Annotated in this window: 15 protein-coding genes and 1 tRNA gene; 13 read left to right on the top strand and 3 right to left on the bottom strand. The window is 71.7% G+C overall.

Annotated features, from left to right (window positions below):
* Positions 1 to 5 precede the first annotated feature (5 nt).
* Positions 6 to 605, top strand: coding sequence for a hypothetical protein (locus tag ACFWBF_RS09255; RefSeq protein ID WP_385597581.1), 600 nt, complete (start codon positions 6 to 8; stop codon positions 603 to 605).
* A gap of 181 nt (positions 606 to 786) precedes the next feature.
* Here the strand turns inward: ACFWBF_RS09255 and ACFWBF_RS09250 are convergent, their stop codons facing one another.
* The 3 genes from ACFWBF_RS09250 to ACFWBF_RS09240 form a co-directional block, all read right to left on the bottom strand.
* The gene (locus tag ACFWBF_RS09250) at positions 787 to 1,761 is read right to left on the bottom strand and encodes a DUF5926 family protein (protein WP_385597578.1); all 975 of its coding nucleotides are present in this window, start codon (positions 1,759 to 1,761) and stop codon (positions 787 to 789) included.
* Positions 1,762 to 1,950: 189 nt separating this feature from the next.
* Positions 1,951 to 2,466, bottom strand: coding sequence for an ATP-binding protein (locus tag ACFWBF_RS09245; RefSeq protein WP_385597575.1), 516 nt, complete (start codon positions 2,464 to 2,466; stop codon positions 1,951 to 1,953).
* Positions 2,467 to 2,637: 171 nt separating this feature from the next.
* Entirely contained in the window at positions 2,638 to 3,438 is an 801-nt protein-coding gene (locus ACFWBF_RS09240; protein WP_385597572.1) for a glycerophosphodiester phosphodiesterase, read from the bottom strand.
* Between the two features lie 237 nt (positions 3,439 to 3,675).
* Here ACFWBF_RS09240 and ACFWBF_RS09235 point away from each other — a divergent pair, with 237 nt between their 5' ends.
* The 12 genes from ACFWBF_RS09235 (at position 3,676) to ACFWBF_RS09180 (ending at position 14,594) form a co-directional block, all read left to right on the top strand.
* A complete protein-coding gene (locus ACFWBF_RS09235) occupies positions 3,676 to 5,226 on the top strand; it encodes a trypsin-like peptidase domain-containing protein (protein WP_385597570.1) in 1,551 nt (516 codons plus the stop codon).
* Positions 5,227 to 5,304: 78 nt separating this feature from the next.
* Positions 5,305 to 6,210 carry a LysR family transcriptional regulator gene (locus tag ACFWBF_RS09230; RefSeq protein WP_385597567.1) on the top strand — a complete coding sequence of 302 codons (906 nt, stop codon included), beginning with the start codon at positions 5,305 to 5,307 and terminating at the stop codon, positions 6,208 to 6,210.
* A gap of 121 nt (positions 6,211 to 6,331) precedes the next feature.
* Complete coding sequence (locus ACFWBF_RS09225; RefSeq protein WP_385597565.1) at positions 6,332 to 6,889, top strand: cysteine dioxygenase; 558 nt, start codon at positions 6,332 to 6,334, stop codon at positions 6,887 to 6,889.
* The gene (locus tag ACFWBF_RS09220; protein WP_385597699.1) at positions 6,889 to 7,935 is read left to right on the top strand and encodes a YeiH family protein; all 1,047 of its coding nucleotides are present in this window, start codon (positions 6,889 to 6,891) and stop codon (positions 7,933 to 7,935) included. Before ACFWBF_RS09225 ends, ACFWBF_RS09220 begins: the two co-directional genes overlap by 1 nt.
* Before the next feature lie 190 nt (positions 7,936 to 8,125).
* On the top strand, positions 8,126 to 9,115 hold the full coding sequence (locus tag ACFWBF_RS09215) for a trypsin-like serine peptidase (RefSeq protein WP_385597562.1): 990 nt from the start codon (positions 8,126 to 8,128) through the stop codon (positions 9,113 to 9,115).
* A gap of 81 nt (positions 9,116 to 9,196) precedes the next feature.
* Positions 9,197 to 9,284: transfer RNA gene (locus tag ACFWBF_RS09210), tRNA-Ser, on the top strand.
* An 88-nt stretch (positions 9,285 to 9,372) separates the two neighbouring features.
* Complete coding sequence (locus ACFWBF_RS09205) at positions 9,373 to 9,900, top strand: O-acetyl-ADP-ribose deacetylase (RefSeq protein WP_385597559.1); 528 nt, start codon at positions 9,373 to 9,375, stop codon at positions 9,898 to 9,900.
* Positions 9,901 to 10,022: 122 nt separating this feature from the next.
* Entirely contained in the window at positions 10,023 to 10,409 is a 387-nt protein-coding gene (locus ACFWBF_RS09200) for a DUF6344 domain-containing protein (RefSeq protein WP_385597557.1), read from the top strand.
* 579 nt (positions 10,410 to 10,988) lie between these two features.
* Positions 10,989 to 11,300, top strand: a complete 312-nt coding sequence (locus ACFWBF_RS09195; RefSeq protein WP_385597554.1) for a hypothetical protein — start codon at positions 10,989 to 10,991, stop codon at positions 11,298 to 11,300.
* Positions 11,301 to 11,461: 161 nt separating this feature from the next.
* Positions 11,462 to 12,622, top strand: a complete 1,161-nt coding sequence (locus ACFWBF_RS09190) for an acyl-CoA dehydrogenase family protein (protein WP_385597551.1) — start codon at positions 11,462 to 11,464, stop codon at positions 12,620 to 12,622.
* Positions 12,619 to 13,554, top strand: coding sequence for a bifunctional MaoC family dehydratase N-terminal/OB-fold nucleic acid binding domain-containing protein (locus ACFWBF_RS09185; protein ID WP_385597548.1), 936 nt, complete (start codon positions 12,619 to 12,621; stop codon positions 13,552 to 13,554). The genes ACFWBF_RS09190 and ACFWBF_RS09185 overlap by 4 nt, the downstream gene beginning before the upstream one ends.
* Positions 13,554 to 14,594 (top strand): acyl-CoA dehydrogenase family protein, encoded by a 1,041-nt coding sequence (locus ACFWBF_RS09180; protein ID WP_385597545.1) that lies wholly within the window; start codon positions 13,554 to 13,556, stop codon positions 14,592 to 14,594. The genes ACFWBF_RS09185 and ACFWBF_RS09180 overlap by 1 nt, the downstream gene beginning before the upstream one ends.
* The last annotated feature ends 3 nt before the right edge of the window (positions 14,595 to 14,597 follow it).

Raw genomic sequence — 14,597 nt, 5'->3', positions numbered from 1 at the left:
GGCGAATGAATCTCCGCTTGATCGGTATCGGCACCGGTGTGCTGATCATCTTGTCGCTCCCCCTCGCCGGGGCGATCGCCGGACCGGATTTCGCCGGTCAGGACGACGGAAAAGGCGGCGGGGTGCTCTCCTCCCTCGGCCTCGCCGGCCCTTCTTCCGGGCGGTCCTCTTCCGAGCGGTCCTCTTCCGGCCCGTCCGGTACGTCGGCACCCGCGGCCGCGCCCGCGCCGGCCCAACCGGGGCCGCCCGAGCAGCCGCGCACGGATTCCCGGTGCGGTCCCGAACTGTCCTCCCCGCAGGGGGTGGAGGCGCAGACCTGCGTCATGGTCGGCGAGGGCCAGACCTGGGGGCGCAGCTACTACCGCAACACGAGCGGGCGCGCCCTCGCCGCCGTGCTGACGGTCATGGGGCCGGCCGGGCGCACGGTGCAGATCCGTTGCGCCCTCGGCGCGGGCGACGAGCCGGGGCTGTGCGAGACGCCGAAGGAGGCCTCGACGGGGGCGCCGGACGGATACTCGGCCGTAGCGGAGTTTGCAGTTCCGGATGATGAAGGGGCGCTGCTGCTGCGGTCCGGGAGCAACTCACCGGCACCGGGCGACGGTTGAGCACCGCCGGAAATGGAAGGGCCCGGTCGCTGGCGACGGGGGATGCACCAGCGACCGGGCTACAAGAACGGTAACAAGAGATCGCCTGTTCGCAAATTCGATCTCTGATATTCAGACACCGATTTGCAGGCGATTAGCGGGAGTTGTGACTCCGGTCACCGGACCCGCGGGTGGTCGCCCGTCAGCTGAGCGTCACCTGACGGTTGGTGAGCCCACCGCGGGCCCGGCGCTCCTCCGTGGTCAGCGGGGTGTCCGTGGCCAGGGCCGTGGCCAGCCGCTCCGCGAACTCGGCCGCCGGCTTCTCCACGTCGTCGGCCGTGACCCCGGTGGGCAGGTCCCAGACGGGGACCATCAGCCCGTGCGCGCGGAAGGAACCGACGAGCTTGGTGCCCTCGCCGAGCGAGGACGTACCCGCCGCGTGCAGCCGCGCGAGGGCGTCGAGCAGCTTCTCCTCGGGGTGCGGCATGACCCAGCGCAGGTGGTTCTTGTCCGGCGTTTCGCACCAGTACGCGGCGTCCACGCCCGCGAGCTTGACGGTCGGGATGGCGGCCGCGTTGGCGCGCTCCAGCGAGGCGGCGATCTCCGGGGAGGCGCTCTGGGCACCCTCCGCGTCCGGAATCCAGAATTCGAAGCCGCTGTGCACAACCGGCTCGAAAACGCCGTCCGTGTCGAGGAGATCCTGAAGTCGCGGACCCTCGGCGGGGACCCGGCGGGCGGCGACGGGGTTGCCCGGCTCCGTGGCGAGGGCGCGCTCCAGGGTGTCGGCCATGTCGCGGCCGAGGTCCCCGGTGGTCGTGTCGTTCTGGAGCCCGAGCAGCACCGAGCCGTCCTCGCGGCGCAACGCCGGCCACGCCATCGGCAGCACGGTCACCAGCGAGACGGAGGGGACTCCCTCGGGCAGACCGCCCTTGAGGGTGAGCGGGACGGTGGCCGCGGGCACGAGCTCGCGCAGCGCCACCCAGTCGCACTCGCCCGGCAGGCCCTCGAAGGGGCGCCGTACGTGTTCGGTGACGGCGTGTGCCGCGGCTGCACCGTGGCAGGCCTTGTAGCGGCGCCCGGATCCGCAGGGGCAGGGCTCGCGAGCGCCCACCACAGGGATCTCCCCGTTGTTGAGCTGCGGCTTTGCAGTCTTCGCTGCGGGGCGCTTCTTGGCCATCGTGGGTGTCTCCCGGTTGCGGCGGTACGGCGTGGTGTCTGGGCGCGAGCCTAGCCGTTCGTACCGCCGGAACCGGTGGGGTGCGGCCGGGAGCACGGTCGGCGTGCGCTCCCGGACGGCCGCTTGTGTACGGATGACCGGTACTGCTCGATATTGGTCGGATGTGCTCAGAAATCGAGTCGGATGCCTTCAGGAATCGAGTTCGTCGAAGGCCGTGCTGAAGTCGATCGCCGGGGGCGCAACGCGCGTAGCGAAATCCTCGTGCCGGGGCCCACAGGCAACGACCACCCACACGGTGACCTCACCCGCCGCTCCGTCCCGGACACCCCAGTCCTGGGCCAGGGCGCTGATGATGTTCAGCCCCCGACCGCCGCGCGCGGTGACCGAGGGCGTGGCCGGAATCGGGCGGGTGGGCCCGCCCCCGTCCGTGACCTCGACCGTCAGCCGCCCCGCCCTGTCGACGCGCCATGAGGCGCGTATCTCTCCGTCCCCGATCTCCCGCGCGCCCAGCGGTCTGCCGTGCCGGCAGGCATTGCTGAGCAGTTCGGAAAGGATCAGAACGGCGTCGTCAACGACCGATTCGGACACCCCGTTGATACGCAATTGTTCGCGCATCCGGTGTCTCGCCTCGCCCACGCCCGCAGGACCATGGCGTACGTCCATGCACGACGACGTGGGCACTTCCTGTGCCACCACCAACGCCACCCCCGGAACCTCCTTAGCCCCACGCATGGTCTGGATGCCCCAATGGCCTGGACCGGAAACCGCCGAAGTGGGGCCCCCTGACGCATTCATGACCAACGAATGCGGAGCGGATGCGCCGGTGCACACCCCGTCACATCCGAGGCGGGTGTGACGGGTGCGCAAAAGGGGACGTCAGCGTCCCAGCTGTGACAGAACCTGACGCGGCCTGTTCGTGATGATCGCCTCTACACCCAGATCAGCGCAGAGCTGAACGTCTTCCGGCTCGTTCACGGTCCACACGTGCACGGAGTGACCCGCGGCCTGGAGCTTGCGGATGAAACCCGGGTGGCCGCGCACGATCCGCATGCCCGGCCCCGCGATCCGCACCCCGGCCGGCAGCCGTCCGTCGCGCATCCGCGGCGAGATGAACTGCATCAGGTACACGGTCGGGATCGTCGGCGCGGCCGCCCGCACCCGGTGCAGGGAGCGGGCGGAGAAGCTCATCACGCGGACGGGGTGCGGGCCCTCGGCGGGCGGGGCGTCCAGGCCGAAGCGCTTGAGGAGGAAAAGCAGCCGCTCCTCCACCTGTCCGGCCCAGCGGGTCGGGTGCTTCGTCTCGATCGCCAGCTGCACCGGGCGCCCGGCGTCCGCCACCAGCTCCAGCAGCCGCTCCAGGGTGAGCACGGAGGTGCGCTCGGGGTCGGCGTCCCAGTCGGGGGATTCCTCGCGGTCCCTCCAGGAGCCGAAGTCGAGGGCGGCGAGATCGGCGAGCTCCAGGGCGGAGACGGCGCCGCGGCCGTTGGAGGTGCGGTTCACCCGGCGGTCGTGGACCAGCACCAGATGGCCGTCGGCCGTCAGCCGGATGTCGCATTCGAGGGCGTCTGCCCCGTCCTCGATGGCCTTGCGGTACGCGGCCAGGGTGTGTTCGGGGGCATCCTCCGAGGCGCCGCGGTGGGCGACGACCTGGATGGGGCGCGGCGTTGCGTGGGTCACCGGGTCATGGTGCCACCGAGAGGGGCCCCGGCGCCGCGCGCGGCCTGTACGCGCTTCTGCGGATGCGTCCGATATGTCGGAGATAAAGGATGGGGGGAGACGCACAGGTCCGGCTTACAGTGCTCTGACGGGTCATGGGAAAGGCTTTGCCCTGGAACTTGTGCGGCATGTCGAACGTTCAGCCGGACCGATATCGCCAGATTCATCTGAAGCCGTGTGTGACGAGGAGAGAGCGCTGTGAGCACCGAGAACGAGGGCACCGCGGCCCCGACGCCCCCCGCGGCCCCGCCCGCACCCCCGGTGGCCGCTCCCGCCCCCGAGACGCTTGTCGGCGCGCCGATCGCCGAGCCGCCGGTGCCCGCGCCGGTCGAGCCGCCGACCGTTGCTCCGGCCTCGGCGCCGGCGGCGTCGGCCGTGCATCCCGGACCGGCGGCGCCCGTCACCGCCGAGCCCGTCACCCAGCAGCTCCCGCCGACCCCCGCCCCCGGTACCGAGCCGACGCAGCAGATCCCGCCCGCCCCGGCATACGGCCACCCCGCCGAGCCGGCCGCGCACGGAGCGGGCGGCTGGCCGCCCCCGCCGCCCACGGTTCCCGCGTACGAGGCCGGCGGTGGCCAGGGCGGCGGAGCCTGGGGCGTGCCCCTGAGCACCGCCGGGACCCCGCAGCCCAAGCCGAAGGGCAAGGGCGGCCTGGTCGCGGGCGTGCTCGTGGCGGCCCTGTTCGCGGGCGGCGTCGGCGGCGGTGTCGGCTACTGGGCCGCCGACCGCAGCAGCAACGGCTCCGGCTCGACCACGATCAGCGCCAGCACGCCCAAGGACATCAAGCGCGAGGCCGGCTCGATCGCGGGCCTGGCCGCCGCCGCGCTGCCCAGCGTGGTCACCATCGAGGCCTCGGCCGGGGACGGCGAGGGCGGCACCGGCACCGGCTTCGTCTACGACCAGCAGGGCCACATCCTCACGAACAACCACGTGGTGGCCTCCGCCGCCAACGGCGGCAAGCTCACCGCGACCTTCTCCGACGGCAAGAAGTACGAGGCCGAGGTCGTCGGCAAGGCGCAGGGTTACGACGTCGCCGTCATCAAGCTGAAGAACCCGCCGACCACCCTCAAGCCGCTGGCGCTCGGGGACTCCGAGAAGGTGGCCGTCGGCGACGCGACCATCGCGATCGGTGCGCCCTTCGGCCTGTCCAACACGGTCACCACCGGCATCGTCAGTGCCAAGAACCGCCCGGTGGCCTCCGGAGACGGCTCCGGCGGCAAGAGCTCTTACATGAGCGCGCTCCAGACGGACGCCTCGATCAACCCGGGCAACTCCGGCGGTCCCCTGCTCGACGGGCGCGGCGCGGTGATCGGCATCAACTCCGCCATCCAGTCGGCCGGCAACGGCGGCTTCGGTGGCGGCCAGGCCGGCTCGATCGGTCTCGGCTTCGCCATCCCGATCAACCAGGCGAAGAACGTCGCCGAGCAGCTGATCAAGACCGGCAAGCCGGTCTACCCGGTCATCTCGGTCTCCGTGGACCTCCAGTCCAAGGCCGAGGGCGCCAAGGTTTCCGAGAGCGGCGCGGCCGCCAACGAGCTGGTCGACCCCAACGGTCCGGCCGGCAAGGCGGGCCTCAAGCCCGGCGACATCATCACCGAGTTCGGCGGCAGGCCGGTCGACAGCGGTCCGACCCTGATCAGCATGATCTGGACGTACAAGCCCGGCGACACGGTGAAGCTGACCTACCTGCGCGGTGGCAAGCCGACCACCGTGGACATCACGCTCGGCTCGCGGGTCGGCGACAAGTAGGACCCGGTGGCTTGATGGACAGGGGCCGTGGGCGGGATTCCGCCTACGGCCCCTCCAACGTCCGCTTATGCTTCACAGGTGTTCGATTCGCGGCACATCCGGACTTTCCACGAGGTGGTCGCCTCCGGGTCCTACTCGGCGGCCGCGCGCGTCCTCGGGTACACCCAGCCCGCCATCACCCAGCAGATGAAGGCGCTCGAACGCGCCGTCGGAACCCCGCTGTTCACCCGTGTCGGCCGCACGATGCAGCTCACCGAGGCCGGCCGGTCCCTGGCCCGGCACGCCGAGAGCATCCTCGGCAGCCTCTCGGCCGCCGAGGCCCAGCTCAAGGCCTACGCCCGGCTGCGCACCGGCCGGGTCCGGCTCTGCGGCTTCCCCAGCGTCAACGTCACTCTCGTCCCGGAAGCCCTGAGCGATCTGGCCAAGGACCACCCCGGCATCCAGGTGGAACTGCTGGAGGGCGAGCCCCCGGATTCGCTGCGCCGGCTGGAGCGCGGGCAGTGCGACATCACCCTGGCCTTCACCTATCCCGGGCTGCACGAGGAGATCCCGGACGAGGTCGCCGAGGTGAAGCTGCTGGAGGACCAGCTCACCGTGCTGCTCCCGACCGGGCATCCGCTGGCCCGGCGGCGGGCCGTGAACCTCGCCGACCTCGCCGAGGAGCGGTGGATCGCGGGTTGCCCGCGCTGCCGGGCGAACCTGCTGCACGAGTGCGCTGAGCTGGGCTTCGTCCCCGACATCCGCTTCGCCACCGACGACAACCTGGTGGTGCAGAGCCTGGTCGCGCAGGGGTTGGGCGTGGCCATGATGCCCGCGCTGGTGCTGCCCTCGCTCTCGCTGAGCCGGGTGTGCGGACGGGCGCTCCAGCCCGCCTCCCGCCGGCACATCGCCGCGTACGTGTACCGGGACCATCTGCGGATACCGGCGACGGCCGTGGTGCTGGACGTACTGAAACGGGTGGCGGCGAACCGGGTCGGCTGCTGACTGGTTGTTGGTCGGCTGCTGATCGGCTGCATCGGCTGTCGGCCAACACATAAGCGGGGCTTGGGAATTCCGGTCGAAACTGTCGTTGGACGTGATGGATCGGCGGCAGGACGCTGCCGGTATGACCACCACCACGCCGGCCCGTACGACCGCGAGGATGGCCGCCCTCGTCAGTGAGATCCGCACGGTCGTGGATCGGGGGCTGGCCCCCGATCTGACCGCCTACCTGGTCGGTGAGCGCCTCGCACCGCATCTGGGTACGCCCGACCTCCTGTCGGAGGCGCAGCGGGAAGGCGATCCGGGCCGCTACCGGCAGCACATCCTGCACGCCGAGTCGGACGGCAGCTTCTCGGTGGTCGCCCTGGTGTGGCTGCCCGGCCAGGAGACCTGCATCCACGACCACGTCTCCTGGTGCGTGGCCGGGGTCCACCAAGGCCAGGAGAGCGAACGGCGCTACCGGCTCGCGCCCGGCGCCGGTCCGGCCCTCCTGGTCCCCACCGAGGACGTGGTCAACGCCCCGGGTGAGGTCTGCGGATTCGCCCCGCCCGGGGACATCCACAAGGTGCGCAACTCCTGTAGCTCCAAGGCCATATCGGTCCACGTGTACGGAGCCGACGTCTCCAGGCTCGGCACGAGCATCCGCCGCGTGTACACGCATCCCGTCGACGGCAGCGCATGATGGCCCTCCTCAACCGCCCGCAGAGCACGCCAATCCGCAATGTTTCACGTGAAACAGCGTCCCAGTGGCCCGGGTTGGCGCTGGCTGGCGCCGGTGTCCTCGCGGCATGGTGCGTGCACCGGCTGATCCCGGCCGTGCCGATGCTGACGGCGTCGGTGCTGCTGGGCATCACCGTCGCCCATGTCCCGCGTCTACGGGTCTTCGTACGGGGAACCGCGCGCCCGGGGCTCTCGCTGGCCGGCCGGCGGCTGATGCGGATCGGCATCGTCCTGCTGGGCCTCGCGCTGGGCCTGGACCAGGTGCTCCGGCTGGGCTGGGCCACGGTGGCGATGGTGGCGGCGGTGGTCGCGGCGACCTTCTTCGGCACGCTGTGGCTGGGCCGCAGGCTCGGACTCCCGGGGGACCAGCCGCTGTTGATCGCCACGGGGTACTCGATCTGCGGGGCCTCGGCCATCGGCGCGGTGAGCGAGGTGTCCGGGAGCGACGAGGAGGACGTGGCTTCCTCGGTGGCACTGGTCACCCTGTGCGGAACGCTCGCCATCGCGGTGCTCCCCTTGCTGCAGGGTCCGCTGGGTCTCTCGGACCCTGCCTTCGGGCGGTGGGTGGGCGCCAGCGTCCACGACGTCGGCCAGGTGGTGGCGACCGCCCAGACCGCCGGCCCGGGGGCGCTCGGCGAGGCGGTGCTGGTCAAGCTGATGCGGGTGGCGCTGCTGGCCCCGCTGGTGGCGGCGGTGGCCTTCTCGGTACGGGCCCGCCGGCGCGGGGTGCGGACGGCCTCGGGGCGCCGTCCGGCTCCGGTGCCGCTGTTCGTGGCCGGTTTCCTGGCGGCGGCCGCGGTGCGCGCGACCGGGGTACTGCCCGACGTGGCGCTGGAGTGGGCGCACACCGCCCAGGAGGTACTGCTCGGGGCGGCGCTGTTCGGCCTCGGGAGCGCCGTGCACCTGCCCACCCTGGCCCGGACCGGCGGCCGCGCGGCGGTACTGGGGCTCGGGGCGTGGGCGGTGGTGGCCGGGGTGTCCTACGCCGGCGTGCTGCTGACCGTATGACGGGGGGACGGCGGGACCCGGACGGCGGGGCGGGAAGTTGGCCAAATGCTGGCCTGAACCGACCGAACGTTCCGACCGGCTCCTGACATCTTTACCCGCGCGTGCCACTCTGCTGCCGATCCGCACCGACAGCTCTTCACCCCACCCTGCCCGGGTCCGACGGGACCGGGGCCGGCAGAAGGAGTCATGCGTGAATCGTCATCGCACGACGGCATCGGTCTTACTGGCGGCGGGCGCCCTGATCGCGGGCGCCCTGACGACGGCCGGCCCTGCGACAGCCGCCCCCTCGTCCGACACCCCGGCATCGTTCAAGCAGCAGCACACCCAGGGATTCTGGACCGCCGAGCGGATGCGCGGCGCCACCCCGCTCGATGTGACGGCGGCCCCGGGAGCGCTGCGTACGACAGCCCCGGCGACGGTGGCGAGCCCCACGAACATCCCGCCGACTGCGGCGTCGTCGGCGTCGTCGGTGGGATCGGCTGCCGCGGCCCCCACGGCGTTCCCCCAGGCGGGCGGCGCCTGGACGGGCGGCGGGGGCGTGGTGAAGACCTCCGGCCGGGTCTTCTTCACCATGGGTGACAGGACGGCGTCCTGCTCAGGCGACTCCATCACCAGCACCAACGGCAGCACGGTGATCACCGCCGGGCACTGCGTGAAGTACCAGGGCGCCTGGCACACCAACTGGGTCTTCGTCCCGGCCTACAACAACGGCAACGCGCCCTACGGCCAGTGGTCGGCCACCAAGACCCTCGCGACCGACCAGTGGGCCGCGAGCGAGGACATGAACATGGACGTCGGCCTCGCCGTCGTCGCCCCGCTGAACGGCCAGAAGCTCAGCCAGGTCGTCGGCGCGCAGGGCATCGTCTTCAACGGCGGCTACAGCAAGAAGATGTACTCCTTCGGCTTCCCCGCGGCAGCGCCCTACGACGGCACCAAGCTGGTCTACTGCAGCGGCAACAGCAGCAAGGACTTCCTGCTGACCAAGGACCACGGCCTGGGCTGCAACATGACCGGCGGCTCCAGCGGCGGCCCCTGGTTCCAGGACTTCAACGAGGCGACGGGCCTGGGCAGCCAGGTCTCGGTGAACAGCTTCGGCTACAACTTCCTGCCGAACCGCATGTTCGGCCCGTACTTCGGCAACGAGGCGAAGGCGGCCTACGACAAGGCGCAGACCTCCTGATCCCGGCCCGGCGGGGCGGCGTACGCACGCTGCCCCGCCAAACCCCCGCCCACCCCCGCAGCCGGTACTCTGTACCGGCCAGGTGGGTTGCCCGAGCGGCCTAAGGGAACGGTCTTGAAAACCGTCGTGGCGCGAGTCACCGTGGGTTCAAATCCCACACCCACCGCCACAGGCCGGCGCATGTACGCGTCGGCAGGAAGGGGCGTCCCACAACAGGGGCGCCCCTTCGTCGTCTGTGTCGCGAGAAGGGATCCACGATGGTGCGCATCGTCCTCGTCCAGGGAGACATCACCGCCGAGACGGCGGACGCGGTGGTCAATGCCGCGAACTCCTCGCTGCTCGGCGGCGGGGGAGTCGACGGGGCCATCCACCGCCGCGGCGGGCCGGAGATCCTCGCCGCCTGCGAGGACCTGCGCCGCTCCCACTACGGCAAGGGTCTGCAGACGGGCCGGGCCGTCGCCACCACGGCCGGGCGGCTGCCCGCCGAGCACGTGATCCACACCGTCGGGCCGGTCTGGTCCCGGGACGAGGACCGCTCGGAGCTGCTGGCCTCCTGCTACCGCGAATCCCTGCGGGTGGCGGACGGCTTGGGGGCCCGCACGGTGGCGTTCCCGGCCATCTCCACCGGGATCTACGGGTGGCCCATGGACGACGGGGCCCGGATCGCGGTGGAGACCGTACGGGCGGCCCGTACCCGGGTGGAGGAAGTGCGGTTCGTGCTCTTCGACGCGAAGGCGTATGCGGCCTTCGAGGCGGTACTAAGGGGCTCTGGAGGGGCGCTTTAGGCTCTTTGAGTGGTGTTTGTCGGAAGATCGGCGCGCGGTGTGGGGGCGGTGCGGTTGCGGTCGCATCATGACGAATGTATTCAGATCCGCCCGTCGGAACATCACGAATCGAGGGACCCGTCATGGCCCACCGCAGCACCGTCACGTCGATCTGGACCGCCTTCCTCGCCGCACTCGTGGCCCTCTTCGCCGGCCTCGGCTTCGGCGCCAAGGCCGCTCCGGCCGCCGCCACCTCCCTCGGCGCCGTCGCCACTCCCGCCGTTCCCGCCGTGCGCCGGCCGGCCGTCGTGGCCCGGCAGACCTGGCGGGCGATGATGCGGGGCGGTTCGCTCCCGCCCACCATCAAGCAGCGCATCCGCGCCGAGGCCCACGGCAAGACCCCGTCCGTCCGCCGCTCGACCACCGCAGCCGCCCTCGCCGCCGAGTCCGACCGTGCCCGTACGGCCGCGGTCACCTCCGCCGTCGGTACCCGATCCGCCGCCCGCCAGGAGATGGCGCTCGCCGCGTAGACCCGTAACCCGCAGGTCATGGCTCGTCATTGGCGGAACGTAGTCCGTAGTCCGTAGTCCGTAGTCACAGTCCGCAGTCCGCAGTTCAGTTTCACAGTTCGTGTTCTGCAGTACGTACGAACGCAGCAGCAGGCGCTGGAGCCCGGTCGGTCGCGACCGAGGATCGCGCCGCGAGTGTGCCCCGAGACCGGGGCACGGACGGATCACCCCGGCGGACGCCGGGGGCGCGCAGGGGGCGCGAAGCTTGGCGTTGCAGGGCCGCAGGCCCGGGAGACGGTGGGGTTCCCGGACGACGCGGCTCTTTTCGGCATGTCCGGGGCAGGCCGGTTTGGCGGAACGGTTCTCCGGGTGTGGGGCAGGGGTTCTACCAGGTGCAGGAGTGCTGTCCTGGGGCGCACGAGGCGCAAACGAGGTTTATCCGATGTTGGTCATGCTTGCGGGGGAATCGGGGACTCCGGGGTGGTTCGCCGGGGATTCGGTGGGCAACTCTGGACTCGCGACGTCGTCACCACAACGACCGAGGCGGTCGGCCAACTGCCTTGGTGCACACCAGACTTCGGTTTTATGGAGGATCAAGACATGGCAAGCATCCGTACCGCCCGAGTCATCGCCGCCGTCGCCGCTCTGCCCCTCGCCGTGGCCCTCTTCGGCGGGGTGGCGTCGGCCGACAACGGCGCCCTCGCGAACGACGGGTCGAATGCGAGCGTCGCCAGCATCATCGGCAGCGGAGTGGGTGGCGGCAACACCGGCAGCTCCTCCACGTCGCAGCAGGTCGCCACCGGCTCCGGGGCGTCGAACCAGAACAACACCGCGCAGGTCAACGGCTCGGCCTTCACGGCGATCCAGCAGCACAACTCCAACCTGGCGGTGAACTTCCGGCCCTGGTGGTAGGCGCGGCTTGATCCGCTCCCAGAGTTGAGGGGCGCCTGTGCGACCGGACCGGCTGGGGTCCGGTAGCGCAGGCGCCCTCGCGCGTCCCGCCCTTGACATCCACAGGGAATCTGACGGACAGTCAGGTTCACTTGACGATGTGATGCCGGGAGGCCAGCGCCGTGCACCTCGCCCCGACCGAAGGCCAGTTGCGGCTGCGCGCCGAACTGCGGGAGTACTTCCGGGATCTGCTGCCGGACGGGGTGCCCGAGGACCCGGTCGCGCAGCGCGCCCTGCTGCGCCGCATCGGCGCCGACGGACTGCTCGGCCTCGGCTGGCCCGTCGAGTACGGCGGCCAAGGCCGCGGCCCCGACGAACAGTTCGTGTTCTTCGACGAGGCCTACCGGGCCGGCGCTCCCGTCTCGATGGTCACCCTCAACACCGTAGGCCCGACGCTCATGAAGTACGGGACGCGGGAGCAGAAGGACTACTTCCTCCCCCGGATCCTCAAGGGCGAGATCGTCTTCGCCATCGGCTACTCGGAGTCCGAGGCCGGCACCGACCTCGCCTCGCTGCGCACCCGCGCCGTCCGCGAGGGCGGGCCCGGAGGCGACTGGGTCATCGACGGGCAGAAGATCTTCACTTCCAACGCCCAGAACGCCGACTGGATCTGGCTCGCCTGCCGGACCGATCCCGAGGCCCCCAAGCACAAGGGCATATCCATCGTCCTGGTGCCCACCGACGCCCCCGGCTTCGCCTGGACCCCGATCGACACCGTGGGCGGCCTCACCACCACGTCCACGTACTACGACTCCATCCGCGTGCCCGCCGGCAACCTCGTCGGCCCCGAGCACGGCGGCTGGGGGCTGATCACCAACCAGCTCAACCACGAGCGCGTCGCCCTCGCCGCCATCGGCATGCAGGCCGAGGACTTCTTCGCCCACGCGCTGCGCCACGCCCGCACCCCCGATCCGGCCACCGGCGAGCGCCCCGCCGACCGGCCCTGGGTGCAGGCCCGGCTGGCCGAGGCGCACGCCCGCCTCGCCGCCGTACGCCTCCTCAACTGGCGCCTCGTCCAGGACGTGGGCGGCGGCAGCCTGGCCCCGGGCGACGCGAGCGGCGTGAAGTTCCTGGGGACCGAGTCCACCGTCGAGGTGTACCGGATCTGCCAGGAGGTGGTGGGCGAGGAGGCCCTCGTACGGGGGCCCGACGCCTTCGCGGGCGGCGAGCTGGAGCGGATGAACCGGGCCGCGCAGATCAACACCTTCGGCGGCGGGGTCAGCGAGGTCCAGCGGGAGATCGTCGCCATGATGCGGCTCGGCATGAAGGGGAGGAAGCGATGACCGAACAGGCCGCGCAGGAATCGGACGCCGATGGGGCCGCCCGGTTCCACGAGCTGCTCAAGGCCTTCGAGGGCCGGGCCGCCGCCACCGCCGGCCAGGGCAAGGACCCGGTCAACGAGCCGATGATCCGCCACTGGTGCGAGGCGATGGGTGATGCCAACCCGGCCTACACCGGGCCGGAGGCCATCGCCCCGCCCACCATGCTCCAGGCCTGGACGATGGGCGGACTCTCCGGCCACACCGACCGCTCCTCCGCCTACGAGGACCTCTTCGCCCTCCTCGACGGCGCCGGCTACACCTCCGTGGTCGCCACCGACTGCGAGCAGGAGTACCTGCGCCCGCTGCGCCCGGGCGACGCCGTCACCTTCGACGCCCTCATCGAGTCCGTGTCGGCCCGCAAGACGACCAAACTGGGCACCGGCCACTTCGTGACCACCCGCATGGACGTCCACGCGTCCGGCGAACTCGCCGGGACCCACCGCTTCCGGATCCTCAAGTACGCGCCCGCGGCCAAGCGGGAGGCGAAGCCCGCGCCCCGGCGCCCCCGCCCGGTGATCAACCGCGACAACCAGGGGTTCTGGGACGGGGTCCGGGACCACAAGCTGCTGATCCAGCGCTGCACCGACTGCGCGACCCTCCGCTTCCCCTGGCTGCCCGGCTGCAACGCCTGCGCGTCCCTGGCCTGGGAGAGCGTGGAGGCGAGCGGCGCGGGGACGGTCTTCAGCTTCGTCGTCATGCACCACCCGCCCTTCCCGGCCTTCGACCCTCCCTACGCGGTCGCCCTGGTCGAGCTCGCCGAAGGCGTCCGGATGGTCACCAACATCACCGGAGTCCCGTACGACAAGGTCCGCATCGGGCTGCCCGTACAGCTGGAGTTCCTGCGTGTGGACGAGGAACTGGAACTGCCCGTCTTCCGGGGAAGTGAGGGCTGATGGACTTCCACCCCACCGAGGAGCAGGCCGCCGCGGCCGGTCTCGCCGCCCGGATCTTCGGCGACCTGGCCACCCACGAACGCCTCGCCGCCGCCGGCACCGGCAGCGACGCCGAATTGTGGAAGGCCCTCACCGCCGCCGGCTTGACCGCCGCCGTCGAGGACGTCGGCCTGCTCGGCCTGGTGCTGCTGCTGGAGGAGCAGGGGCGTACCACCGCGCAGGTCCCGTACGCCGCCACCTGCGTCTACGGCGTCCTCACGGTGGCCCGGCACGGCAGCGCCGAGCAGCGCGCCCGCCTGCTCCCCGCACTCGGCACCGGCGAGGCGGTCGCCACCGGAGCCTTCCCGGAGCGCGGCCGCGTCACCGCCGAGGCCGGCCGGCTCACGGGGACCGCCCCGGCCGTGCCCTGGCTGCGCGAGGCCACCCACGTACTGGTCCCGGACACGGACCGGGCGCTGTGGTTCGTCCGCACCGACGCCCCCGGCGTGCGGATCTCGGCGGTCGACACCACCGCGCCCTGGGCGGCCGGGCGGCTCACCCTGACGGGCGCCGAGGCCGAGCGGATCGGCGCCGACCGGACCGGCGCCGGGGAGGCTTACGCGGACACCCTCGCCGTCGCGCGCACCGCCTTCGCCGGACTCCAGGTGGGCGTCTGCGCGGGCTCGCTCGCCCGCGCCGTCGAGTACACCTCCGCCCGCGAGCAGTTCGGCCGGCCGCTCTCCACCAACCAGGGGGTCATGCTGCGCGCGGCGGACGCGTACATGGACACCGAGGCGATCCGGGTCACGACGTACGAGGCGGCCTGGCGCATCGACGAGGGCCTCGCGGCGCACGAGCACGCGCTCACGGCGGCCTGGTGGGCCTCCGAGGCGGGCAAACGGGTCGTGCACGCCGGCCAGCACCTGCACGGCGGGATGGGCGCCGATCTGGACCACCCCGTGCACCGGCACTTCCTGTGGGGGCGCCAGCTCGACGCGTACCTGGGCTGCGGCAGCGAGCTGCTGTCCGAACTGGGCGCCGTACTGGCGCAGGAGGGCTGAGCG

Source organism: Streptomyces sp. NPDC060028 (genome assembly GCF_042736725.1).
In the GTDB taxonomy this organism is placed as follows: domain Bacteria; phylum Actinomycetota; class Actinomycetes; order Streptomycetales; family Streptomycetaceae; genus Streptomyces.
The sequence above is the reverse complement of the archived record's forward strand: the minus strand, read 5'-3'. Positions and strand labels throughout refer to the sequence as shown.

Excerpts from the sequence above, each read along its gene's own strand:
- ACFWBF_RS09225 (WP_385597565.1), top strand. The coding sequence starts at position 6,332 with ATGACCACCACCACGCCGGCCCGTACGACCGCGAGGATGGCCGCCCTC.
- ACFWBF_RS09255 (WP_385597581.1), top strand. The coding sequence starts at position 6 with ATGAATCTCCGCTTGATCGGTATCGGCACCGGTGTGCTGATCATCTTG.
- ACFWBF_RS09185 (WP_385597548.1), top strand. The coding sequence starts at position 12,619 with ATGACCGAACAGGCCGCGCAGGAATCGGACGCCGATGGGGCCGCCCGG.
- ACFWBF_RS09220 (WP_385597699.1), top strand. The coding sequence starts at position 6,889 with ATGGCCCTCCTCAACCGCCCGCAGAGCACGCCAATCCGCAATGTTTCA.
- ACFWBF_RS09195 (WP_385597554.1), top strand. The coding sequence starts at position 10,989 with ATGGCAAGCATCCGTACCGCCCGAGTCATCGCCGCCGTCGCCGCTCTG.
- ACFWBF_RS09250 (WP_385597578.1), bottom strand. The coding sequence starts at position 1,761 with ATGGCCAAGAAGCGCCCCGCAGCGAAGACTGCAAAGCCGCAGCTCAAC.
- ACFWBF_RS09180 (WP_385597545.1), top strand. The coding sequence starts at position 13,554 with ATGGACTTCCACCCCACCGAGGAGCAGGCCGCCGCGGCCGGTCTCGCC.
- ACFWBF_RS09205 (WP_385597559.1), top strand. The coding sequence starts at position 9,373 with ATGGTGCGCATCGTCCTCGTCCAGGGAGACATCACCGCCGAGACGGCG.
- ACFWBF_RS09200 (WP_385597557.1), top strand. The coding sequence starts at position 10,023 with ATGGCCCACCGCAGCACCGTCACGTCGATCTGGACCGCCTTCCTCGCC.